The following is a 21,094-nucleotide window of genomic DNA, read 5'->3' on the forward strand; positions in this document are numbered from 1 at the left end:
AATTCCCCCTTAACCAACCAAAACCCCAAAAACAAAACGAATTACAAAGTATGGAAACCACCTGGACGAGTCTGCTGACGCTGTTGAGTCGGAACTTGATGCGTCGGCATCGCAGGTCTTTGCTGTTGCGGCAGAATTACCGGAGGCGCCACAGAAGCTGGAGCCGGGCCATCCATCGAAACAACAGGCTTGCCAAGTACGGATTCAGCCGACGATGTTGCCATACGTGGTGGAACCGCTCTGTCACTAGGATTTCTTAAAGCAAAGAACAAGTTGCCTGGCGCTGTCGAAAGAATATAAATCAAGTCTTGCGCCTCTTTCGGAGTCGCCTCAATTGTGATTGTCGTATATTTCGTATCACCAGTCAGTGCGATCTGATTTAAGTTTTTACCAGTTGAATCCAGTTCGAACATGCGAGGAATGTTGTTCACCACACTCACGCCTGTTGCAAGAACCACAACGTCACTCATCATCGTGAACACTTCACGTTTTTGATTTACACCTTTACCGCTATCGACAGCTGCATAGATGTCAACACGATCGCCAGGACGAATCAATTTCGCAACGGCACGGACTTCATCCACCGGAATTGTCACAGCACGTTTACTTGGCGCCACTTGCAAAGCAATCCCTGTGTCAGGACCTGGAGTCAGAAGGTTGTTTTTCACAACCATTTGTCCTTTACGAATAGGTACTGCTGCTACGTTACCAATGATTTCATCAGGAACTGTAATGGCATCTGGTTGAATGAAGTCTGCAGGAAGTTCTTTAGTTTCAACCATAGTGTCGTAGATGGTTTGCATTTCAGAGATATCCTCTTTCGCAACAACCACGCGTTTGGTAGAGCCGAAGCGCTTGTCATACTCTGCTTTTTTCTCTTGCGAATAGCTATACAGCAGGAATGTTGCGAACACCCCCGCGCCAATTGATAGCCATAAATTTCGCGTATCGTTTGATCCCATATCGTTTCCTAACTCGGCCCAGTGCATTTTGCGTTCAAGCAGATGCCGTATGATGTTTTAATCCAAATGGGGTTCACACTTGTTTTTTCGTTTCTAGAAGAATCGGTAATCGCGTTGACGTCAGTGTTATGTTGAGACTTGCTTGCCTCGTCCAACGCAATGCTCGTGGTATCAAAATAATTAAGATAGCGTTTCGTCGCTAAGAAGTCGGGACTTCCGCTACCATAGTCAGCCACCGCATGAATGCGACAACCCTTTTGTTCATAGTGAATCTCTGCCGGCGAGTAAGAAGCACTTGCAGGAGTCACGTTACGGAAATACACCAAATTCGCGCGGTGGTTGAATGTCGCAAACGCATTGTTGCGCGCGCCGATTGAATTTACGATGCCCGTATGAATAGCTCCGAAGAACCCTAGCGAGAAATTAAATAGCAAAATAATAACGAACAAGATGGGGATCATTTCAAAGATCGCCATCCCTTTTTCGTTGTTCAATGAAGGTTTCTTTTTACGCATCAACATCCGTTGTCCTCCATGGGATAATAACTTCTGGAAGTTGTGCCGCTACCCATGGTGTAACCGGAGTTCAACTGCACAAAGGCGTCATAACGTTTCTTCATTTGATCGAGACATTCAGACTGTGAGGGCTCTCTGAAGATAAGAGCGTTCAATTTTGCACTGAAGCCAGTGTCTGTATCCGAGGCTGTGTTGCCCAAGAAAGGAATCTTAATATTCAAAATTCTTGGTGTGAAAGTGATTTGCACGCCAGTGTATGGCAACGCCGAGTTGTCAGGAGTGATTCCGTAAGTTTCAGAGAAATCAGATCCTGAAAGTCCGTTACGAATATCAGGAGCTCCTGCAGCACCTTGTTGTGTTGTTCCGACAAGGAACCACGCACCGTTTGGTGTTGCGAACAATGATTTAAATACTGGCGTATTCACTAAAGCTTTAAATTTATTATTGCCCATCTCAAGCTGTTTATCAGGATCAATGTGAGCCGCAGCATGAGCACGAGCTGTAGAGAACGTGATGTACTGAACAACTTCAGACATCGCTAACGTGAAAGTCATCGCAAAAAAGACAATGCTAATCCCAACACACAAGGTGATTGAGAAAAGAAAATCAGCAGAGATCATACCCTGCGAATTTCTAATTAAGCTTTTGCGTTCTTCTGCAACTTTCATTTCGCCTTCTTACTTACGCGGGTCCAAAGAGATTGTCCGGGCACTGCTCGAAGCCATGTTCTTGCAGACTTTTGTGGGAGTTCCCCACACGCCACATTCCAACATCCCTTGAATCCGACCCCATGGTTCTTCTACGATCTTTGCCATAAACTTGTTGTCCTGAAGGGCCTTCACAGAAGCCGTGAAAACTCCCATCAGTACAATAATCAACAAAACACTTTCGATGACGAATTGACCGCGTTGATTGCGAAGCGAATTTTTCAATTGGCCCCCCACGTGTTGCGACTTCCGCCAGGTTGAAAGTTACCGCCGGTTTCCAATTGACGTTCAACCCGAGCCCCTAAACGAGGACCAGAATTGATAAACGCTTTCGTCGGAGCTGAAACAAAAAGTTTCAGCCCGATAAAAATCGCCGCTACCATCAATAAGACGTACTCAACGGTCATGAAGACCTCGGTCGTTTAAGTTAAAGAGAAAACTATTGGCCGAATGACGTGATATCGCTGCTCAAAGAGCTCACTTTATCAGTCACAGCTGATTTGATTTTGTCTTTGAAGATGATCACGAGGCTTACTACGACAACCAACAATAGGATGTACTCAGTCGCACCTTGACCCGCTTTGCTCTTCAAAAGACTTTTAGAAAAGTTCTTAAACTTCTTCATGGATGTTCCCCCTTATAGTTCATAATTATTTATCGGCTCAAACGGGGATTCTCTTAAGGGTTGCAAGAGTGGAATGTGAACCTAAGGTGTCTCAGGATGAGAAAAAAGGGCGAAAAAATCATGCGTTGAAATTCACGCAATTTGATCAACTAATTTACATCGATAATTTCGGGGAGTTACACCTGTCGAATTTTTGATCGACACTCGACGTAGGGCTTAAAAGACCAGGTCCAGTGTGAACTGAAAATAAGCTCGAAGAAAAGCTCACAATTGTTTGACCTAATAGATAAGAGGGCCTACCTTACAAAAGCAGGAGCCATCAACAATGCCGAAGCAGCTGGTTTTTCTATATGTATTTTGTGTCGTGGTACTATTCGTAGTAAACGTCGTCGTTTCTTAGAGCTTTTTCGTAAAGGCCAGCTGACTGCACTTTCGCGTCTCGCATCTGACCGATACAAAAAAAGCTCTAACCAAACCGACTAGTTTTTCAAAGTATAGATATCAGGATAATTTCTTCCGATTTCTTCGGAATCCATTCCGTAACCAACTACATAGCGATCATCAATAGTCTTACCGATGTAGTCAGCTTTGATAGGCAATTCACGACGAGCCGGTTTATCAAGCAAAGTCACAATTTTAAGTGATGCCGGAGCAGACGCGAACAGGCGGCTTCTTAGGAAGCTCAAAGTGCGGCCTGTATCGATGATTTCTTCAACAATCAAAACGTGTTTGCCAGCGATGTTTGTAGAAATGTCTTTAACGATCTTGATCGCACCGCCGCGTTCAACCGCTTGCACGTGAACGAAATCCACTTGCTGAGGAAGATCTACTTGTCTCATTAAATCCGCAGTGATGTGCATAGAGCCGCGCAATGGACAGATGAAGATAACTTCTTTCCCGTCGTAGTCCGCCTCGATTTGGCGTGCAAGTTCACTGACCATCTCTTTGATTTCGTCAGCGGTAAGGAAAGGAACCATTTCGTCTTTTAGCTGTCTCATTGTTCTGCCTCTACTTCTACAAGTCGATCGATGTAATGCCTGCTGCTTGTGCCATCTTTAGGTAACGAAGCGCTTCGGGATGTTGTGGATCACGAATGAGGATATTCTCCCACTGTTCGGTGGCTTCAGCAATATTGTTTGAATTGTAGTAGATAGCCCCAAGCTTTAGGCGAGCTGGAATTAGGTGCGGATACTCACGAATCAAAGATTTAAGATCCTTGATTGCGCGTTCGCTTTGGCCTAATTGCACGTTCACTTCTGCAATACGCATTGTGATCTCTGCTTTTCTGCTAGAAAGTTTTTGGGCTTTTAACAATTGTTCCAGAGCTTCGTTGTAGCGTTTGTATTGATAGTACAAATCAGCCAACTCTTCATGCTTGGAAGCAAGTTTTTCATCTACAAATGGGTCTTGTTTGCCGGATTTCTTCTCGAGTTGATCTTGAGCATCTAAGAATACTTGTTTGCCTTCGTCGTACTTGCCCAAGTCATTCAAGATGATAGAAAGACCGACACTGGCGTCAGTGTAAGTCGGATCAATCTCAAGAGCGCGACGGAAGGTTTTGATCGCTTTGCTGAACTGACCTTTATCGTAAAAGATCGTCGCTAGCATTTGATAAACTTCCGGGTTGCGAGTGTTCTGCAACAGCATTTGATTCAAAATAGGCTCAGCCATTTTGTAATTACCGTTGATGAAATACCCACGCGCTTCTGAAAGCATGTCGTCTTGAAGAGAGTGCATTACTTCATCTCCTTTTCCGCATCTTTCAGCTCGCTAGTACCAGGAAAATCGGAAGCCAAAATTTTCAAATATTTTTGTGCTTTCGGAGTGTCGTCAATTTTCTTCGCACAAATCACGATTCTTGAGAGAGATTTCTTATCGAAACCCAAACCAGAATAGTTTTTGTAAAGACCTTCATAGCGACCCAAGGCGCTATCATAGATCTCACGTTTAAAATAGAAATCTGCGATGTATTCTTCCTTCTCGGCCAGCATTTTGATCGTTGCAGAGCGCTTTTCTTTCGCTTCCGCTATGTACTGCGAGTTCGGATATTTCTTAATCAAATCACTAAGATTAAGGATTGTGTCATTCGCCAGAGATAAATCACGATCGATCGTCGCAGGCAATTGCATGAAGTAGCTCATACCTAAGCGAAATTGTACGTAATCCGCTTGCGGAGAAGTCGGATGCAAATCTTTAAACATCTGATAGGCCACTTGGGCTTCAGCGTAAGATTCCTGTTTGTAGTAAACGTCTGCGATCGCAAGTTCTGATTTAGTCGCGTAGTTGCTGTACGGGAATTTATTTTTCACTTCGGTGTAGCGACGAATCGCCTCTTCATAACGTTCGCCCTTATCGAATTCTTCAGCAATCGCAAAAGAACCTTCAGGAGTGTTGGAGTTTTTCTCCACGGAAGAGCATGCCGCCAAGAAAAGCGAGCTTGCGCAAATAAGTGTCATGACTCGGAGCGTTTTCAACATAGACCTCGATCATATTTTGGTCCAGGACCCACTGTCAATTATTGCGGGGAATATCAGCGAATTAGCGTCTTTTTTCTAAAGGTGGCGCTGTAGAAATTAGCTATTGAGCTTTGAAACAGGCAAAGAGCTGAAAGTTTGAGAGTGGGTGCAGCATTTTCGTGCACCCTACGACCATGAAAAGTGAAGATTTATTGTCCCGAAGTGACCACTAATGAAGACGATTTTACCCAACCCGTTAGTGCACCTGGATAAGTTACTTGGGACCAATCTTTATCAACAGTCTTCACAACAACTTCCATGCCGCCGCTGAGATCTAAAATTGCGGCTTGGTTTTCACCCGGTGCGGTTTGCAATGAAACGCGATCTTCAATAATCGTCGCTCGCACAATAGCTGAGTCATAAAGTTTCAAAACCAGAAGCGATAATGAAATTAAAAAGCCCACCGTGAAAAGCAAGCCCACCACAGGAATCGCCGGCGGAGCTTTTTCTTCAGCTAACGCATTTCTTCTGCGACCAGCGTAAGAAATCAACGTCCATCCCGCAGTGAATAACAACAGTGCCGTTAGAATTAAATAGGCAAGAAGCGGAACTGGAGCGAGTAATTTTGAACGAACACTTTCATAGGTTTCCAATTGATGAGGAACGTCGTGAATCTCCATTTGTGAGAGGACATACTTTAGTCCAGCTTTAGCTGTGGAAAGCTCGGGATCGGCTTCCAAAGCTTTGCGCAGAAGGCCAACTGAGAGGGCCTTTTTCCCGAGCTGAAACTGGGCTAAAGCCAAGTTAGTGAGCGCTGTTGCATTGTGTGGATCTTTTTCGACAGCCTTAGTGAATGCGTCAGCTGCTTTATCATATTCTTTCGCGGTGTAGTGCTGAGTTCCCTGTTTAAACAAATCAGCGAAAGAGTCATTTTGAGTCCACGCTAGAGTGGGCAAAATCAGAGTAAAAAAGAACACGATGAGTCGCTTCGTCATAGTCTTAAAAGTTTATAGATAAAAGTCCCTTCGTGTCTACCAGGTGTCTTGTCTTAGTCCTGGCCCGAGAGTAAACTGGACGGGCATTTCAAATAACAGAAGGGGTCTGGTTCATTTCACCGACCTCACGAAAGGTATTATGAGCTCTCTTGTAGGCCATCAAATTCAGCAATCTGAAAAAGTAAAATCATTGATTCAAGAACTTGTCGGAGAAGTGACTAAAATCAACTCTCAGCTCACGGGCATTCACGCTCCACAAGATGCATTCAAAGATGCCGGCAAAGCAAAAGTAGATGCGGCAGGTTTATTCCGTGGTCGTCCTTTGCACTATCCCTACATCGGCACAGGTGCGGGACGTGGCCCTTATGTAGAGCTTGAAGATGGCAGCGTAAAATTAGATTTGATCAACGGTATCGGTATTCACTTGATGGGTCACGCAAACCCACGTGTTTTGACTGCTGCTGTTCGCGGTGCTCTTTCTGATATTTTGATTCAAGGGAATCTTCAACCCAACAATGAATATCGTTTGTTTACAGAAAAAATGGTGAAGATTGCGTCTCGCAAAAGCCGCATTAAATACGGCTGGCTTGCAACTTGCGGAACGATGGCGAATGAAAATGCGTTGAAGCTTTCTCGTCAAAAAAATTCCCCGGCAAGAATGGTTATGGGCTTTAAAGATGCGTTCGCAGGTCGCTCAACGATGATGGCGGAAGTGACTGACAATCCAGCTTACAAACAAGGTTTGCCAGAATACCACGAAGTATTGCGCATTCCTTTCTATGATAAGCGTGATCCAAAATCTGGCGAGAAATCTTTGGCTGCGATGAAAGAACACGTCGCAAAACATGAGGGCAATATCTCTGTTTTCGGTTTTGAGCCGATGTTGGGTGAAGGTGGTTATCAGGCCGCTCCGCGCGAGTTCTTCTTACCTCTTCTTGACTTCGTAAAATCTAAAAACATCGCGGTATGGGTTGATGAAGTTCAAACTTTCACTCGCACAGGTGAATACTTTGCATTTGAAACTTTGGATATCGGTCAATACGTAGACATCTGCACTATCGCTAAGACTGCGCAAGTGGGTATGACTCTTTACACTGAAGAGTTCAATCCAAAGCCGGGTTTGATCGCGGGAACTTTTTCAGGTTCAACTCCTTGTTTGGCTGCGGGTTCTGAGATGCTTGATATGTTGTCTGAAGGTTTCTTGGGTGCGAATGGTCGCATTCAACAAATCCACAAGCGTTTCATTAACGGCTTGAATGCATTGAACGAAGGCTCATGCAAAGGTTTGGCGTCTGATGCTGGTGGTATGGGCTTGATGGTGGCGTTTACTCCGCACGATGGCAAAAAAGAAAGTGTGAATTCTTTCCTGAATAAACTTTACGCGAACGGTGTGATCGCATTCCCTTGCGGTAAAGATCCAGTGCGCGCGCGCTTCCTGATCCCAGCGATCATCCAAGATGCTGACATCGACATCGCTTTAAAAACGATCGAGAAAACTCTTCTTGAAGGGGTGTAGTTGGATTTCATTGAAGCCTGCCGCCAGTTTATTTCCATAGACAGTACGCCCACTCACGGCAATAAAGATCTTGCTCGGTGGGCGGCGGCTTTCTGTCGTCAAAAAGGTCTTGTTGTTGAAGAGCAAGAGGAAATCGTCGGTGACCTTGAGCAAATCAACGTCATCGCTCGTCCAACACAAGACAGGCCGGCGGCAGAATTTCTTTTACAAAATCATTTAGACACCGTCGATCCCGGTCCTTTTTCTTTGTGGACTCATACAGGGAGCAATCCCTTTGATGCGCATATCATTGATGGAAAAATTCACGGACTTGGTGCGGCGGATGTAAAGTTAGATTTCTTGTGTAAGCTGTGGGCACTCGCTTCTTTTGGTCAACGTCAGTGGAAGCTTCACCCTGTTCTTGTCGGCACATTCGGCGAAGAAACAGGAATGCAAGGAGCCTTGAAGTTGATTCGCAAAAACAAAGTGGCTGCAAAAATGGCTTTAATTGGCGAGCCTAGCGACTTGCAGCTTATCACAGCGGCAAAAGGTTTTGCGAGTGTTGAAATCCGCATTCCTTTTTCTGATGAAGAGGTGACTTACCGCCAAGAACACAATTTGCGCGAGAGTACTTCGACACAATCAAAGCTTTTCCGTGGAAAAGCAGCGCACTCTTCAACACCTCACTTGGGTGAAAGTGCAATCATTAAAATGCTCGAGTACTTGATGATGCTTCCAGATTCGGTCAACGTCATGGAAATAGATGGCGGCATCAACTTCAACACGGTTCCAAGCAACTCGTTTTTAGAAATTGATATCGATTCTTTCGTGAAAGATCCGATTTCAAGGAAAATTGCGAATATTTATCGTGCGATCAAAGTGATGGAGCTGGAATTTTTGTCTTACAAAGACAATGATTTCCATCCAAGCACGCCGACTTTGAACATCGGCCTGATTCGTACGAACGAAGACGATATTCAGATCTCTGGAACTTGTCGTATTCCGCCGGTCATTACTCACGAGGTGTATGAAAAGTGGATGGATGAGCTTCGTATCGTCTGCGAAAAAAATGGCGCCACTTTCCGTGTGAATGACTATAAAAAACCCTATCGGACCGAAATGAATTCTATTTTGGTGAAGGGATGTTTGGATGAGCTTCGCAATTTGGGATTAAGTGACAAACCCATCACTCAGTCTTCGACAAATGAAGCCAGCATCTTCTCGCGCATAGGTGTGGAATGTGTATGTTTCGGTCCCGGAAAAAGGGAAAACAACGTGCATACGCCACAAGAACACGTGGCCATCGCGGATCTCGAGAAGGCTGTGGAGTTTTATAAAAGAATTATCGAAAGGTTCTGCCTATGAGTTTCATTATACGCTCTGTACGGCACGACGACTTAAATCAACTGTTTGATCTGGCAAAACAATTCAATTTGCTCAATCTTCCAGGTGATAAAAAAGTTCTAAGTGCAAAAATTGATCGCAGCGAGCAATCGTTCGCGGGCAAATTGGAAAAGCATCAAGCTGAATATCTTTTCGTGGTGGAAGACCTCGAAGAAAAGCTGATCGTGGGAAGCTCTCTTGTCATCGCTAAGCACGGCAACGACGATGTTCCTCATACAGCGTTTAAAGTTTTAAAACGTGATCACTTTTCTCAAGATTTGGGAATTGGATTTATTCATCAAGTTTTGCGCTTTCAGCTGGACTTTGACGGCCCAACAGAAATCGGAGGACTTCTTGTCGATAAAGCCTACCGCAGACGTCCCGAAAAGCTGGGTAAGCAGATCAGCTTATGCCGTTTTTTATATATGGCCTTGCACCCTGACCGTTTCGAAGATCGTATCTTGTGCGAATTGACTCCTCCATTGACAGATGAGGGGCGCAGCGAGTTTTGGGAGGCTTTAGGTCGCAGATTCACGGGCCTTCCATATCAAGAAGCGGATTTATTGTCACAATCGCACAAGGAATTTATCGAAAGTCTTTTCCCGCAAGAGGATATCTATTTGGCTCTTCTAGACTCCAAAGCTCGTTTGGTTTTGGGTCGTGTGGGTGAAGCAACGAAACCTGCTCAGCATTTGCTTGAAAGCATCGGCTTTCATTATCTTGATGAAGTGGATCCCTTCGACGGTGGTCCCCACTATGGGGCACGTTTGAATGAAATTCTTCCTGTGAAACACGGTAAGCGTGCCAAGGTTACAGAATTCAAAGATGCTTCGTTCAAAGATCAAATGCTTGTTGCAACCACGGGGGAAGAGTTCCTTGCGACTCTTTGTTCCGTGGATTTAAGAGACGGCGAAGTGGCGGTCTCTCCAAAGGCTCGAAATATTTTGGGTCTTGAAGTTGGCGATGAAGTTTATTTAGCACCCTTTTACTACAACAGAGGAAAGTAGTTTTTATGAGCACCACCATTTTTCCAGTGAGTTACAAAGGTGATTTTATCAACGGCAAATTCGTTCCTGTCACAAAAGGTGACGGTGATTTTAAAGATATCAGCCCGGCAGATTTAAACGATCTGGTGATGACAGTTCCATTCAAGCACGATCACATCGATGAAGCTGTTTCTGCGGCAAAGAAAGCATATCCGGCATGGGCGCAACTGACGGTGGATGAAAGAAAATCTTATTTGATGCGTTTGAAAGAGATGTATGACTCTCATGTGGATCAAATGGCCCAATTGATTTGCCGTGATACAGGCAAACCGCTATGGGATGGAATGTCCGAAGCGAAAGCTTTGGGAAATAAAATCGACATCACTTTGAATTATTCTTTGAAGCTTGTGGCAGAGGAAAGAATTTCAAACGCTTTGCCGTCAGTGGATGGAGTGATTCGTCACAGATCTCGCGGTGTCATGGCTGTTGTAGGTCCGTTCAACTTCCCGGCGCATTTGCCGAACGGCCATATTGTTCCGGCTTTGATTTCTGGAAACACGATTGTCTTTAAGCCTTCAGAGCAAACTCCGGCGGTTGGGCAATTCATGGCTGAACTTTTTGAAAAAGCAAAATTTCCTCCAGGTGTATTCAACCTGGTACAAGGGGATGGTGCTGCCGGCGGTCGCTTGGTCGCTCATGAGCTTGTGGATGGTATCTTGTTTACAGGTTCTTACGAAGTAGGTCTTAAAATTAAGCAAGAGACTTTGACACACTATTGGAAAATTCTCGCTCTAGAAATGGGCGGTAAGAACGCGACGATCGTGTGGGATGACGCCGATATGGACAAGGCGATCTATGAAAGCTTGGTGGGCGCATACATGACTTCAGGTCAACGCTGCTCGGGCACAAGCCGTATCATTGTTCATCCAAAAGTTGCTGACGAATTTACAGAAAGATTCTATCAAGCGGCGAAAAAACTTTCGATTGGTCACTGGTCAGAAAATCCATTCATGGGGACGTTGATCAACGAAGCTGCTGTGGAAAAGTATGTGCGTTTCCAAGAAATCGCGAATCGCGAGAATTGTGAAAGCTTGATGCGTGGTAAATCTTTGGATTTAAAACACAAAGGTTACTATGTGACACCTTCAATTCACTTGGTGAAAAAGTTTGATCCAAATTCGGTTTATCAAAAAAGCGAAATCTTTGGACCAAACGTGGCTATTTATCAGAACGACAACTTCGATGAAGTAATGAACATTGTGAATTCAACAGGCTATGGCTTGGCAATGGCGTTGTTCTCTAAAAATAAAGATCTTTACGAGCAAGCACAGTTCAAAGCTCGCGTGGGTATCTTAAACTGGAACCGTACGACGAACGGTGCAAGCTCTCGCTTGCCATTCGGCGGTATGGGCAAATCTGGAAATGACCGCCCTTCTGCTCACTTTGCAATTCAATATTGCACGGTGCCTGTGGCAAGTTTGGAAGATCCAACTCCGTTTGACGCGACGAAAGCTCTTCCGGGTATGAATTTGGAAATGAAATAATGAAGAAAACAGTCCTTGTTTTAGTTCTATCCGTCGTTGCCTTGTTGACTGCTTTAGCAGCCGGAGTCGGCTACTTGGCCTATGATTTTACTCACACTCGTCCTAGCAATACAGCTCAGGACGTCGTGTACGAGATCGAGCCAGGCAAGGCCCTCAACACAATAGCAAAAGATTTGGAAAGCAAGGGCCTCGTGCGCAATGCCTCTTTTTTCTCGCTGTACGCGCGCCTTAAAAAAGAAAGTTCAAAAGTGAAAGTGGGCGAGTACCTTCTTCGCACGAATATGTTGCCGGAAGAAATCTTACAGGTTTTCGTATCCGGGAAAAGTATTGCTCGCGCTTTCACAGTCAGTGAAGGATTAAGCACATACGAAATAGCGGATCTTTATGAAAAGGAAAGGTTCGGCAAAGCCTCTGAATTCATGGCCTTGGTTCACGATCCGCAATTTATTCAGTCTTTGCTAGGAGAGAAAGAGGAATCTCTAGAAGGTTACCTTTTCCCAGAAACCTACATGCTAACGAAATACACAGACACAAAAACTTTGATATCGAATATGGTGAAGAGATTTTTGTACGTGTATAACGAAGTGTCTCCGCAATCGGAAATTCAAGGCATGACTCGCCATCAGATTGTGACTTTAGCGAGTATCATTGAAAAGGAAACGGGAGCCCCTGAAGAGCGTCCATTGATCGCTTCAATCTTCCACAACCGCTTGAATCGTAAAATGAAATTGCAGACGGATCCGACAATCATTTATGGAAAAGCGGAAAAATCCGGAAAGATCGTGATCAATATTACCAAGGCTGATTTGCTAACGCCGACTCGTTACAACACTTATGTGATCGATGGGTTGCCACCAACGCCAATTGCAAATCCCGGTCGTGAGGCCTTGCTGGCGGCAATGAGACCAGCGCATACGAATTACCTATTCTTTGTAAGTAAAAACGATGGGACACATATCTTCTCGGAAGATTATAAAGCTCATCAAAAAGCGGTTCGCGATTTTCAGTTGAACGCCAAGGCTCGCGAAGGGCACTCCTGGCGTGAGTTAAAGAATCGCCAGCAGACTTTGCCGACGACTCAAAAATAAAAAGAAAAGGCTCCTTAAGGAGCCTTTTTAATTTCTACTTATTTATTTTCCGGAGCGCTGACGCGATCAAAATTTTTCGTATCCGGATTGTATTTAAAGATATTCAGTCGTGGCACCATTTGATCGTCATAAGTAGGAGCGACGATTTCCATGGCTCCGTCGCTATCGACGTCAGTCAAAGCCAGATTTGTTGCATTCCCTTGTAAGGCGAAATAGCCGTCGCGACTTTCTGCCAAAGGGATTTTGGTGATCAAAGTCATCCCTTCAGTCCCATCCATATCATAAACCTCAAGGCTTAGACCCTCTTTGTTTTTAATTTTTAGAACTGTAACTCTAGGACCTGAGGACGAAATTCTGCCAGAGACTTTCGCAAGAATTTCACGATCCTCGAGGGAAAATGCCGATTTCACCTTCATGCGCAAAGATGGAACGACCGCAACCGTGGTTATAGCCATGGCGACGGCTGCCAGGACGATCATCAGGATAAGTTCTTTTTGGCTGAAGGCTGTATCGTTCTTAGAAGTCATTGAAAAATTCTGCCACAAACTCATTGAAGTAAAAACAAGAAAAGATAAGATGGCCGGGTCGACGAAGGAGTCAAAGTGGCAAAGCTCATTGTTTCTAAGTTTGGTGGAACTTCCATGGGAGACGCTGAATGCATGCTCCGCAGTTCTGAAGTCGCTTTCGGCCGTGGGGCAAGCTTGGTTGTAGTATCTGCGACATCTGGCACAACAAATGATTTGATCGCACTTGGCAAGGCTTCGGAAAGCCAACCATGGGCTGAAGCTGAAAAGATTCTTTCTAAGATTCACTCTCGTCATGTGAAGATTGCAGCCGACCTTCATCTACCAACAGAGTCCATGCAAAGACTCGAAACTCTTTTTGAAGAGATGGGGTCGATCGCAAAAGGCATTAACCTTTTGAAAGATTGCTCGGTAAAAGCCATGGATACTTTAATGAGCTTGGGCGAAAGAATGTCCTCTGTGCTTTGTACTGAAGCCATGGCGCAGGTTCTTAAAAGACATAACTCGGATAAAAAGGCGATGTGGTTTGATGTGCGTGAAGTTTTGCGCACGGATGATTCTTTCGGTAAAGCCAGACCGCTGACAAAAGAAGTTGAAAGTTTATCGCAAAAAAAATTGGGCTTTTTGCGTGACTACAAAACTGTCGTTGTTACTCAAGGCTACATCGGCAGCACTGAAGAAGGTATGACAACAACTTTGGGCCGCGGTGGTAGTGACTACTCTGCAGCGATTTTGGCTGAGGGTGTTGCGGCGGATGTTCTAGAAATTTGGACAGACGTTGCAGGAATTGCAACAACAGATCCACGCATTTGTCCTGCAGCAAAGCCCATCGACGAAATCTCTTTCAAAGAAGCGTCTGAGCTTGCGACTTTCGGCGCGAAGGTGCTGCATCCGGCGACTCTTTTGCCTGCAATTCGTAAAAATATTCCGGTGTTTGTAGGGTCAAGTTTCGATGCAGACGCAAAGGGAACGTGGATTCGTAAGGAGGTTGAAGATCATCCGCTGATTCGTGCGATGGCCATGCGCAAAAAGCAAATTCTTGTGACTCTTTCAACTCCAGAGATGTTACACGCTCATGGTTTCTTGTTTCAGATTTTCAAAATCTTCAATGACCACAAAGTCAGCATCGACGCGATTACAACTTCAGAAATTTCTGTCAGTGTGACATTAGATGATTCGACATTGGTCAATAAGAAATTGATCGCAGATCTTTCTGAAATCGCTGACGTGCAAGTGGAAGAAAATTTGACATTGATTTCTTTGATTGGAAACAACATCAATCATACTCCGGGACTTGCAAAGCAAATTTTCGAGACAATTTCAGACATTAATGTGCGCATGATTTGTTTGGGGGCAAGCAAGCACAACTTCTGCTTCCTTGTCAGCGAAGATCAAAGCACACAAGCAATTCAACGTCTGCACAAAAAATTCGTCGAGGCCTAAATGCAAAAAGAAGAATTCTATCAATTACTCGAATCGCGTAAATCCATTCGCAAATTCAAGGCGGATGAAGTTCCGCGCGAAGTTATTGAAAGAATTCTAGCTGCTGGTATGCAGGCGCCGTCGGGGAAGAATCGTCAAAACTGGCGCTTCTTTGTTGTGACCGGTGAAAAACGTCGCGAGTATTTGAAGTACTCGCAGAAATCCTGGTTAGGGATCAAAGACATTCTTGCTCAGCGCTTGAAGCCGTCGCTGTATCAATTCACTGAAAGATTTTTCTTCACACTGGGTGATGCGCCAGTGATTATTTTCGCATACTCACACAATGATTCGGAAGAGCGCTATCATACCAGCATTGGTTCTGTGTATATGGCTGTGGAAAATATGAATTTGGCGTGTGTAGTGGAAGGCCTTGGTTGCTGCACGATGGGTGCTCCACTGGAAATCAAAGAGGACGTTGATAAATTCTTGGGCGTCGATCAGCTTTCCGAATACAAAAAAGGTGAGCTGGAACTTCTTTGCGCCCTGGTTTTGGGTTATCCCGATCACACTCCTCCAAAGGCTCCGCGCCAACTAGAAGGTCGAGTGACTTGGCTTAAATAGCCCCCGAATGTCCCCAGATCGAATAGGTTCGTTTTAATTTATCTAAGCCTATGAAATAACGTCAGTTTTTCAAAACAACAGTACCTTTTTATAAGGGGATTTGATATACCGCTGCCCTTATGAATCCAGTTGAAGCAATCAAGACAAACCCGTTTGTCCTGGCACCCATGGCCGGGATCACGGATCACGCTTTCCGTACTTTCATGAAAAAGCTCGATGCGAGTGTTGTGGTCACAGAACTTGTGAGCGCAAATGGCATCGAATACAAATCTGAAAGAACAATGAAGCTTATGAGTTTCGATGAGGTGCAAAGGCCTATCGGCATTCAATTGTTTGGCGAGGAACCAGAAATTTTAGGTCGCGCTGCTCAGGTAGCAGAAGCGGATGGTTGTGACTTCGTCGATTTGAACTTCGGCTGTCCTGTCCCGAAAGTTGTGAAAAAGGGCGCAGGCTCTGCGATGTTGAAAGATCCCGTAGCGTTACAAAAAGTTTTAGCGGCGGTCAAAGGAGCTGTGAAAATTCCGGTGACCATCAAAATTCGTACGGGTTGGGATGCGAACAGTCGTAACGCGGTTGAAGTTTGCAACATCGCTTACAACGAAGGAATTTCTTGGGTGGCGATTCATGGTCGCACTCGTGCGCAAGCATACTCTGGGTTGGCTGATTGGGATTTTATTGCCGACGTAAAGTCTAAAGCAAAGCTTCCTATCATTGGAAATGGAGACATTCTCACACCTAAACAAGCGATCCTCAGAATGGAACAATCTGGTTGTGATGCCGTGATGATTGGCCGTGGATGCCTTAAGAATCCGTTTATTTTTATGGATGCGCTCTCCTTATGGCGGGGCGAGCCGATCAAAGATGTGAAAAGAGATTACGTAAGCCTTTTCGACAGCCTTAAAAGTGAGGTTGTTGCGCATTGTGATGAGCACGTGACTGGTATCCAGCTCAGAAAGTTTGCAGCTTGGTTCTCAACAGGGTATCCTGGAGCCTCACAATTCAGGAAGAATCTTTTCCAATCAAAATCCAACGAAGAGATTATGAATTTAGCGAACGAGTTTTTCGCTGGAATTGGAAATGTTGATCAAGAAGATACTTCGTCAGAAGAGTTCTTGATGGGCGGACACGGGTAACCGCTGTCGGCGAAAAGGCTGACGCAATTTTGATGTGTTTTTAAATTAGTTTTGTTTTAAGTTTTGAAGATTGAATTTTAAGAAGGGTAAATATGATTCAAGATCCAAAGAAAATTAGAAATATCGCGATTATCGCGCACGTCGACCACGGTAAAACAACTCTGGTAGACCACTTGATTAAACAAGCCGGTACATTCCGTGAAAACGAACACGTTGATGACCGCTTGATGGACTCCATGGATCTTGAAAAAGAGCGTGGTATCACTATCGCTGCGAAAAATGCTTCATTCGTTTACAAAGATATCAAAGTTAATATCGTAGATACGCCGGGACATAGTGACTTCGGTGGTGAAGTTGAGCGTATCTTGAACATGGTTGATGGTTGTATCCTTCTTTGCGATGCTTCTGAAGGTCCACTTCCGCAAACACGTTTCGTATTGAAAAAAGCTCTAGAGCAAAATTTGAAAGTTATCGTTTGTATCAACAAGATCGATCGTTCAGACGCTCGTATTCAAGAAGTACACAACGAACTTTTCGATTTGTTCATCGACCTCGAGGCTTCTGAAGAACAATGTGACTTCCACACTGTATACGCAATTGCGCGTGAAGGTATGGCGACTTTGGATCCAGCGGTTAACACGGGTTCATTGGAAGTTCTTTACGATGCTATCGTTAACCTAGTTCCTCCTCCAAAAATCGATGAAAACGCTCCATTGCAAGTTATGGTTTCTAATATCTCTTACAATGATTACGTAGGTCGTTTGGCGATCGGTCGTATGCGTGCGGGTCAAATCAAAGTTGGCGACGAAGTTATGTGTATTCAAGCCAACGGTCAGAAGAAAGTGAAAGTTTCCGCTTTGTATCAGTACAAAGTAAACTCGCAAGTTCCAGCTCAAGAAGTTGGCGCGGGTGACATCGTAGTTATCGCGGGTATGGAAGACTTCACTATCGGTGATACTATCACTTCTGCAACGGATCCTCGTCCATTGCCACGTATCCGTGTCGATGAGCCGACAGTGGGCATGATCTTCTCGGTAAATAACGGTCCTTTCGCAGGTATGGAAGGTAAGAACGTTACTTCTCGTAAGATCCTTGAGCGTCTTGAGCGTGAGTTGTTGTACAACGTTGCGATCCGCGTAGAGAAAACTGACAACACGGATTCATTCAAAGTTGTTGGTCGTGGTGAGTTGCAATTGGGTGTATTGATCGAACAAATGCGCCGTGAAAACTTCGAGCTTCTAGTTTCTAAACCGACAGTTATCTTCAAACAAGAAAACGGTCAGCGTATGGAGCCAATGGAGATCGCGGTTATCGATATCGAAGACTCTTTCGTCGGTGCTGTAACCGAGAAATTGGGTAAACGTAAAGGTGTGATGACGAACATGGTTCAAAAAGGATCTGGTCGTACTCGTCTTGAGTTCCGTATCCCTTCACGTGGTTTGATCGGTTACCGTTCAGAGTTCCTAACAGACACTCGCGGTACGGGTCTTTTGAATACTCAATTTGACGGCTGGGATCAATACAAAGGCGAAATCGAACACCGTATGAATGGTGCGATGATTTCTGACCGTAAAGGTCAAGCGACAGCATATGCTATCTGGAATCTTCAAGAACGCGGTATCATGTACGTGACACACGGTCAGGAAGTTTACGAGGGTATGATTGTTGGTGAGCACGCCAAAGATAATGATCTAGAAGTAAACATCACTCGTGAGAAAAAATTGACGAACGTACGTGCTTCAGGTTCTGATGAAGCTATCCGTCTAGTTCCAGTGCGTCCTATGACATTGGAAAAAGCGATGGAGTGGATCAAGGATTCTGAGCTTATCGAGGTAACACCGAAGAACATCCGTCTTCGTTGCCGCGAGCTAAGCCCAACAGCACGTGCAAGAGCAGCGAAGGAATAATGAGTACAAACGTCGCCATTGAGATCAAAGATTTAACGAAGAAGTACGAAGACAAAATTGCTGTCGACGGAATAAATCTGGAAATCTACAAGGGCGAATGTTTCGGACTTTTAGGTCCAAACGGGGCTGGCAAAACAACAACAATGAAGATGATGTATTGCTCAGCCCTCGTCACCAGCGGGGAGCTTTACGTTCTTGGTTTGAACGTTAAAAAGAACTACCGCGAAATCAAATCTAGAATCGGCGTCGTCCCTCAGGACGACGGTCTCGATCCCGACTTCACAGTTTTAGAAAACCTTTTAGTCTATGCCAGCTATCACAATATTCCGATGGCCGAGGCCGATTTGCGTGCGCAAGCATTGCTTCGCTTAATGAAGCTCGAAGAATACCAAGATCGTTCGGTGGAAACTCTCAGCGGTGGTATGAAACGTCGTTTGGCGATTGCCCGTGGTTTGATTAATTCTCCAGAGGTTATTTTCTTAGACGAACCGACAACAGGTCTTGATCCACAGGCGCGCATTTGGATTTGGGATTTCTTTAAGCATTTGAAATCTGAAAAAAGCACTTTGATTCTGACAACTCATTACATGGAGGAAGCAGAGCAAATGTGTGATCGTGTAGCGATCATAGATAACGGCAAAATTCTTACCATCGGCAAACCGAAAGATTTAATTCGCGAGCTGATCGGCAAGGAAGTTGTCGAGTTCGATACCAATCCTGTGGATCTGAATTACTATTTGGGTCGTTTGCGTGCAGAGGGTTTTGCTTACCAAGTTATCAAAGACACGGTTTCAGTACTGGTAAAAGAAAATCAAGAGGGCCGTAAGGTAGTTGATTTGATTGCCAGTGATAAAATCTATATTCGCAAGCCGACCTTGAATGATGTATTCTTAAAACTTGCTGGTCACCAATTGAGGGATGAATAGTATGAAAGTGAAAGAGCTTTTCGCTATTCCTAAATTTAATGATGGTGCCCTGAAGGTTTGGCAGCGCAACTTCTTGTATTTCAAAAAGACATGGCTTGTATCTTTGTTCTGGATCGTCCTTGAGCCGGTTATTTACCTGGGCGCGATCGGTTTCGGTCTTGGTGCCTTCGTTAATAACATGGGCGGAATGTCTTATATTGAATTTTTCTTCCCAGCGCTTTTGTGTACGACAGCGATGTTGGTAGCCTTCTTTGAAGGAACCTACGGGAACTACACAAAGCTGACCCATCAAAGAACTTACGCGACAATCATGCTGACACGTGTAGGACCAGAAGAAATCGTAGCCGGTGAATTATTGTGGGCTGCCTCCAAAGGATTCTTTGGAGTTCTTGGAGTGACAGTTGTCGCGATCTTCTTTGGTTTGATCGACACTCCTAAAATTCTTTTGGCTTTGCCGGTGCTGTTCTTATTGTCATGCTTATTTTCTTGCATCGGCATGATCTTCACTTCGATTGCTAGGAACTATGATTCGTTCATCTATTCAACTTCGGGATTGATTGTGCCAATGAGTTTACTCAGCGGAACTTATTTTCCGTTAGAGCAGTTGCCGACAACTCTTCGTTATGTGGCTTATTTATTTCCGCTGACTCATGCAGTGGGGGCTGTACGTGGAATTTTGCATGACGGAAATCCTCTATGGATTTCCGTACATATTTTGGTTCTTTTGCTGGCTACCTGGATTTGTATGAACATTTCATTCGTGCGCATTCGCCATAAACTTCTAAAATAATCTATAGAATTTCGATGCTGATCACTTCAAGAGTGGCGGCATCGAAAGTAAACTTCAAAGACTTCTTAGTCTTTCTGCTATTATCAAGAAGAGCCTTTAATTCCGCCGCATTTTGATCTTTTGGGAAGGTATAGAAAGCAGCATGTTTGCCTATCATGATTTTGAAAGCATGTTCCGTTTCAACATAACGAGTAACGGGACCAGACTCTGTACTTACAACAGATGCTGGTTTTCTTTTAAAGCCATTGAATATTTTTGCGTTCGCAGTCATGACGAAAGCCTGCACTCCCATGATAACAAGTAGAGTAGAGATCAGTTTTTTCATTAGCGAACCCCTTGTCCTGTTTGGCCCGAACTAGAACCCGATGAGCCAGATCCAAAGAAAGATCCGCCACCGTTAAAGCCTTCGCCTAGAGCTTCAAGTTTCTTTTCTGTTTCAGTGTATTCTTCCATGACTTCTTTTGAAGTTTCAATATCCTCTTTATTCCAAGAGTACTTTTTCGGTTCTGTATCGAGAGGACCAAATTGATAACGAGCTCCGTAATATATCTTGTCGAGATGAGGTTTTGGATTGCCATCTACGTTCATTTTCGCGGTCCACTCATCCACTGTGACTGGCTTATCAAATAGTGATGGATCGAAGACCATTAACTTTGGTTTACCGCCATCGCTAACATAAACAACCGGGGCGACATGATATCCCCATTCGATGGTGGGCGTATATTTGCTTTTTGTTTTTACACGAAGATATCCGGTGGCCCAAACTTTGCCCATTTCGATCTTTTCTTCTTCAGCAATTTTAGACATCGCAGTCGCGCGAGCATAGCAACCGTCCGGAGGATAATTAAAAGGAATTTCGGTATGAGATTTAAATTCAGTGAATAAGCGATCTGCCTGTGCCGTACTCAAAACCGATACATCTACATCCTTGCCGGGAGCAAAAGCGTCGGGAATGGTCATCGTTGCAGCGAGTGCGAACAACGCTAAAAATAAAATTCTCGTGATCATATAAGAA

The 21,094-nt window shown here is 44.5% G+C and carries 24 protein-coding genes; 11 read left to right on the top strand and 13 right to left on the bottom strand.

The window, feature by feature from the left end:
* Window positions 1–41 precede the first annotated feature (41 nt).
* The 10 genes from cpaB to VF412_RS11175 all read right to left on the bottom strand — a co-directional run bounded on the left by cpaB (window position 42) and on the right by VF412_RS11175 (window position 6,260).
* Window positions 42–962, bottom strand: coding sequence for a Flp pilus assembly protein CpaB (cpaB, locus tag VF412_RS11130; RefSeq protein WP_331339315.1), 921 nt, complete (start codon window positions 960–962; stop codon window positions 42–44).
* Window positions 963–970: 8 nt separating this feature from the next.
* Window positions 971–1,483, bottom strand: coding sequence for a hypothetical protein (locus tag VF412_RS11135; RefSeq protein ID WP_331339316.1), 513 nt, complete (start codon window positions 1,481–1,483; stop codon window positions 971–973).
* A complete protein-coding gene (locus VF412_RS11140) occupies window positions 1,477–2,145 on the bottom strand; it encodes a hypothetical protein (RefSeq protein ID WP_331339317.1) in 669 nt (222 codons plus the stop codon). Before VF412_RS11140 ends, VF412_RS11135 begins: the two co-directional genes overlap by 7 nt.
* A gap of 9 nt (window positions 2,146–2,154) precedes the next feature.
* On the bottom strand, window positions 2,155–2,409 hold the full coding sequence (locus VF412_RS11145; RefSeq protein WP_331339318.1) for a hypothetical protein: 255 nt from the start codon (window positions 2,407–2,409) through the stop codon (window positions 2,155–2,157).
* A complete protein-coding gene (locus VF412_RS11150) occupies window positions 2,406–2,591 on the bottom strand; it encodes a hypothetical protein (protein ID WP_331339319.1) in 186 nt (61 codons plus the stop codon). The genes VF412_RS11145 and VF412_RS11150 overlap by 4 nt, the downstream gene beginning before the upstream one ends.
* 32 nt (window positions 2,592–2,623) lie before the next feature.
* A complete protein-coding gene (locus tag VF412_RS11155) occupies window positions 2,624–2,809 on the bottom strand; it encodes a Flp1 family type IVb pilin (protein WP_331339320.1) in 186 nt (61 codons plus the stop codon).
* Window positions 2,810–3,288: 479 nt separating this feature from the next.
* Window positions 3,289–3,807, bottom strand: coding sequence for a hypoxanthine phosphoribosyltransferase (gene hpt / locus VF412_RS11160; RefSeq protein WP_331339321.1), 519 nt, complete (start codon window positions 3,805–3,807; stop codon window positions 3,289–3,291).
* Window positions 3,808–3,823: 16 nt separating this feature from the next.
* Complete coding sequence (locus VF412_RS11165) at window positions 3,824–4,546, bottom strand: tetratricopeptide repeat protein (protein ID WP_331339322.1); 723 nt, start codon at window positions 4,544–4,546, stop codon at window positions 3,824–3,826.
* Window positions 4,546–5,265: an outer membrane protein assembly factor BamD gene (locus tag VF412_RS11170; RefSeq protein WP_331339323.1), complete on the bottom strand. Its 720-nt coding sequence runs from the start codon at window positions 5,263–5,265 to the stop codon at window positions 4,546–4,548. Before VF412_RS11170 ends, VF412_RS11165 begins: the two co-directional genes overlap by 1 nt.
* Before the next feature lie 209 nt (window positions 5,266–5,474).
* Window positions 5,475–6,260, bottom strand: a complete 786-nt coding sequence (locus tag VF412_RS11175) for a tetratricopeptide repeat protein (protein WP_331339324.1) — start codon at window positions 6,258–6,260, stop codon at window positions 5,475–5,477.
* Window positions 6,261–6,399: 139 nt separating this feature from the next.
* On the opposite strand from VF412_RS11175, the gene VF412_RS11180 reads away from it, so the two are divergent.
* The 5 genes from VF412_RS11180 to mltG are packed head-to-tail and all read left to right on the top strand — an operon-like array spanning window position 6,400 to window position 12,756.
* On the top strand, window positions 6,400–7,776 hold the full coding sequence (locus VF412_RS11180; RefSeq protein ID WP_331339325.1) for an aminotransferase class III-fold pyridoxal phosphate-dependent enzyme: 1,377 nt from the start codon (window positions 6,400–6,402) through the stop codon (window positions 7,774–7,776).
* The gene (locus VF412_RS11185) at window positions 7,777–9,120 is read left to right on the top strand and encodes a M20 family metallopeptidase (RefSeq protein WP_331339326.1); all 1,344 of its coding nucleotides are present in this window, start codon (window positions 7,777–7,779) and stop codon (window positions 9,118–9,120) included. It begins immediately after the preceding gene.
* Window positions 9,117–10,145: an arginine N-succinyltransferase gene (locus VF412_RS11190; protein ID WP_331339327.1), complete on the top strand. Its 1,029-nt coding sequence runs from the start codon at window positions 9,117–9,119 to the stop codon at window positions 10,143–10,145. Before VF412_RS11185 ends, VF412_RS11190 begins: the two co-directional genes overlap by 4 nt.
* A gap of 5 nt (window positions 10,146–10,150) precedes the next feature.
* Window positions 10,151–11,668 carry a succinylglutamate-semialdehyde dehydrogenase gene (locus VF412_RS11195; RefSeq protein ID WP_331339328.1) on the top strand — a complete coding sequence of 506 codons (1,518 nt, stop codon included), beginning with the start codon at window positions 10,151–10,153 and terminating at the stop codon, window positions 11,666–11,668.
* Window positions 11,668–12,756 carry an endolytic transglycosylase MltG gene (gene mltG / locus VF412_RS11200; protein ID WP_331339329.1) on the top strand — a complete coding sequence of 363 codons (1,089 nt, stop codon included), beginning with the start codon at window positions 11,668–11,670 and terminating at the stop codon, window positions 12,754–12,756. The genes VF412_RS11195 and mltG overlap by 1 nt, the downstream gene beginning before the upstream one ends.
* A 38-nt stretch (window positions 12,757–12,794) precedes the next feature.
* On the opposite strand, the gene VF412_RS11205 is transcribed toward mltG, so the two are convergent.
* Window positions 12,795–13,283, bottom strand: a complete 489-nt coding sequence (locus VF412_RS11205; protein ID WP_331339330.1) for a hypothetical protein — start codon at window positions 13,281–13,283, stop codon at window positions 12,795–12,797.
* Window positions 13,284–13,358: 75 nt separating this feature from the next.
* Between VF412_RS11205 and lysC the strand changes: the two genes are divergently transcribed.
* The 6 genes from lysC to VF412_RS11235 all read left to right on the top strand — a co-directional run bounded on the left by lysC (window position 13,359) and on the right by VF412_RS11235 (window position 20,079).
* Window positions 13,359–14,723, top strand: coding sequence for a lysine-sensitive aspartokinase 3 (gene lysC / locus VF412_RS11210; RefSeq protein ID WP_331339331.1), 1,365 nt, complete (start codon window positions 13,359–13,361; stop codon window positions 14,721–14,723).
* Complete coding sequence (locus tag VF412_RS11215; RefSeq protein ID WP_331339332.1) at window positions 14,724–15,323, top strand: nitroreductase family protein; 600 nt, start codon at window positions 14,724–14,726, stop codon at window positions 15,321–15,323.
* A 119-nt stretch (window positions 15,324–15,442) separates the two neighbouring features.
* Window positions 15,443–16,456: a tRNA dihydrouridine synthase DusB gene (gene dusB / locus VF412_RS11220; RefSeq protein ID WP_331339333.1), complete on the top strand. Its 1,014-nt coding sequence runs from the start codon at window positions 15,443–15,445 to the stop codon at window positions 16,454–16,456.
* A 92-nt stretch (window positions 16,457–16,548) separates the two neighbouring features.
* Complete coding sequence (gene typA, locus VF412_RS11225; RefSeq protein ID WP_331339334.1) at window positions 16,549–18,363, top strand: translational GTPase TypA; 1,815 nt, start codon at window positions 16,549–16,551, stop codon at window positions 18,361–18,363.
* A complete protein-coding gene (locus VF412_RS11230; protein WP_331339335.1) occupies window positions 18,363–19,289 on the top strand; it encodes an ABC transporter ATP-binding protein in 927 nt (308 codons plus the stop codon). The genes typA and VF412_RS11230 overlap by 1 nt, the downstream gene beginning before the upstream one ends.
* Entirely contained in the window at window positions 19,282–20,079 is a 798-nt protein-coding gene (locus VF412_RS11235; protein ID WP_331339336.1) for an ABC transporter permease, read from the top strand. Before VF412_RS11230 ends, VF412_RS11235 begins: the two co-directional genes overlap by 8 nt.
* A gap of 1 nt (window position 20,080) precedes the next feature.
* Here the strand turns inward: VF412_RS11235 and VF412_RS11240 are convergent, their stop codons facing one another.
* Window positions 20,081–20,404 carry a hypothetical protein gene (locus VF412_RS11240; RefSeq protein WP_331339337.1) on the bottom strand — a complete coding sequence of 108 codons (324 nt, stop codon included), beginning with the start codon at window positions 20,402–20,404 and terminating at the stop codon, window positions 20,081–20,083.
* Window positions 20,404–21,087 carry a protein-glutamine glutaminase family protein gene (locus VF412_RS11245; protein ID WP_331339338.1) on the bottom strand — a complete coding sequence of 228 codons (684 nt, stop codon included), beginning with the start codon at window positions 21,085–21,087 and terminating at the stop codon, window positions 20,404–20,406. The genes VF412_RS11240 and VF412_RS11245 overlap by 1 nt, the downstream gene beginning before the upstream one ends.
* Window positions 21,088–21,094 lie beyond the last annotated feature (7 nt).

Source organism: Bdellovibrio sp., from assembly GCF_036384735.1.
Taxonomy (GTDB): domain Bacteria; phylum Bdellovibrionota; class Bdellovibrionia; order Bdellovibrionales; family Bdellovibrionaceae; genus Bdellovibrio.

Coding starts and splice junctions, on each gene's coding strand:
- VF412_RS11240 (WP_331339337.1), bottom strand. CDS start 20,404: ATGAAAAAACTGATCTCTACTCTACTTGTTATCATGGGAGTGCAGGCT.
- VF412_RS11155 (WP_331339320.1), bottom strand. CDS start 2,809: ATGAAGAAGTTTAAGAACTTTTCTAAAAGTCTTTTGAAGAGCAAAGCG.
- VF412_RS11180 (WP_331339325.1), top strand. CDS start 6,400: ATGAGCTCTCTTGTAGGCCATCAAATTCAGCAATCTGAAAAAGTAAAA.
- VF412_RS11150 (WP_331339319.1), bottom strand. CDS start 2,591: ATGACCGTTGAGTACGTCTTATTGATGGTAGCGGCGATTTTTATCGGG.
- cpaB (WP_331339315.1), bottom strand. CDS start 962: ATGGGATCAAACGATACGCGAAATTTATGGCTATCAATTGGCGCGGGG.
- VF412_RS11165 (WP_331339322.1), bottom strand. CDS start 4,546: ATGCACTCTCTTCAAGACGACATGCTTTCAGAAGCGCGTGGGTATTTC.
- VF412_RS11135 (WP_331339316.1), bottom strand. CDS start 1,483: ATGTTGATGCGTAAAAAGAAACCTTCATTGAACAACGAAAAAGGGATG.
- VF412_RS11190 (WP_331339327.1), top strand. CDS start 9,117: ATGAGTTTCATTATACGCTCTGTACGGCACGACGACTTAAATCAACTG.
- VF412_RS11235 (WP_331339336.1), top strand. CDS start 19,282: ATGAATAGTATGAAAGTGAAAGAGCTTTTCGCTATTCCTAAATTTAAT.
- VF412_RS11195 (WP_331339328.1), top strand. CDS start 10,151: ATGAGCACCACCATTTTTCCAGTGAGTTACAAAGGTGATTTTATCAAC.
- hpt (WP_331339321.1), bottom strand. CDS start 3,807: ATGAGACAGCTAAAAGACGAAATGGTTCCTTTCCTTACCGCTGACGAA.
- VF412_RS11245 (WP_331339338.1), bottom strand. CDS start 21,087: ATGATCACGAGAATTTTATTTTTAGCGTTGTTCGCACTCGCTGCAACG.
- VF412_RS11175 (WP_331339324.1), bottom strand. CDS start 6,260: ATGACGAAGCGACTCATCGTGTTCTTTTTTACTCTGATTTTGCCCACT.
- VF412_RS11230 (WP_331339335.1), top strand. CDS start 18,363: ATGAGTACAAACGTCGCCATTGAGATCAAAGATTTAACGAAGAAGTAC.
- mltG (WP_331339329.1), top strand. CDS start 11,668: ATGAAGAAAACAGTCCTTGTTTTAGTTCTATCCGTCGTTGCCTTGTTG.
- typA (WP_331339334.1), top strand. CDS start 16,549: ATGATTCAAGATCCAAAGAAAATTAGAAATATCGCGATTATCGCGCAC.
- dusB (WP_331339333.1), top strand. CDS start 15,443: ATGAATCCAGTTGAAGCAATCAAGACAAACCCGTTTGTCCTGGCACCC.
- VF412_RS11215 (WP_331339332.1), top strand. CDS start 14,724: ATGCAAAAAGAAGAATTCTATCAATTACTCGAATCGCGTAAATCCATT.
- VF412_RS11205 (WP_331339330.1), bottom strand. CDS start 13,283: ATGACTTCTAAGAACGATACAGCCTTCAGCCAAAAAGAACTTATCCTG.
- VF412_RS11140 (WP_331339317.1), bottom strand. CDS start 2,145: ATGAAAGTTGCAGAAGAACGCAAAAGCTTAATTAGAAATTCGCAGGGT.
- VF412_RS11170 (WP_331339323.1), bottom strand. CDS start 5,265: ATGACACTTATTTGCGCAAGCTCGCTTTTCTTGGCGGCATGCTCTTCC.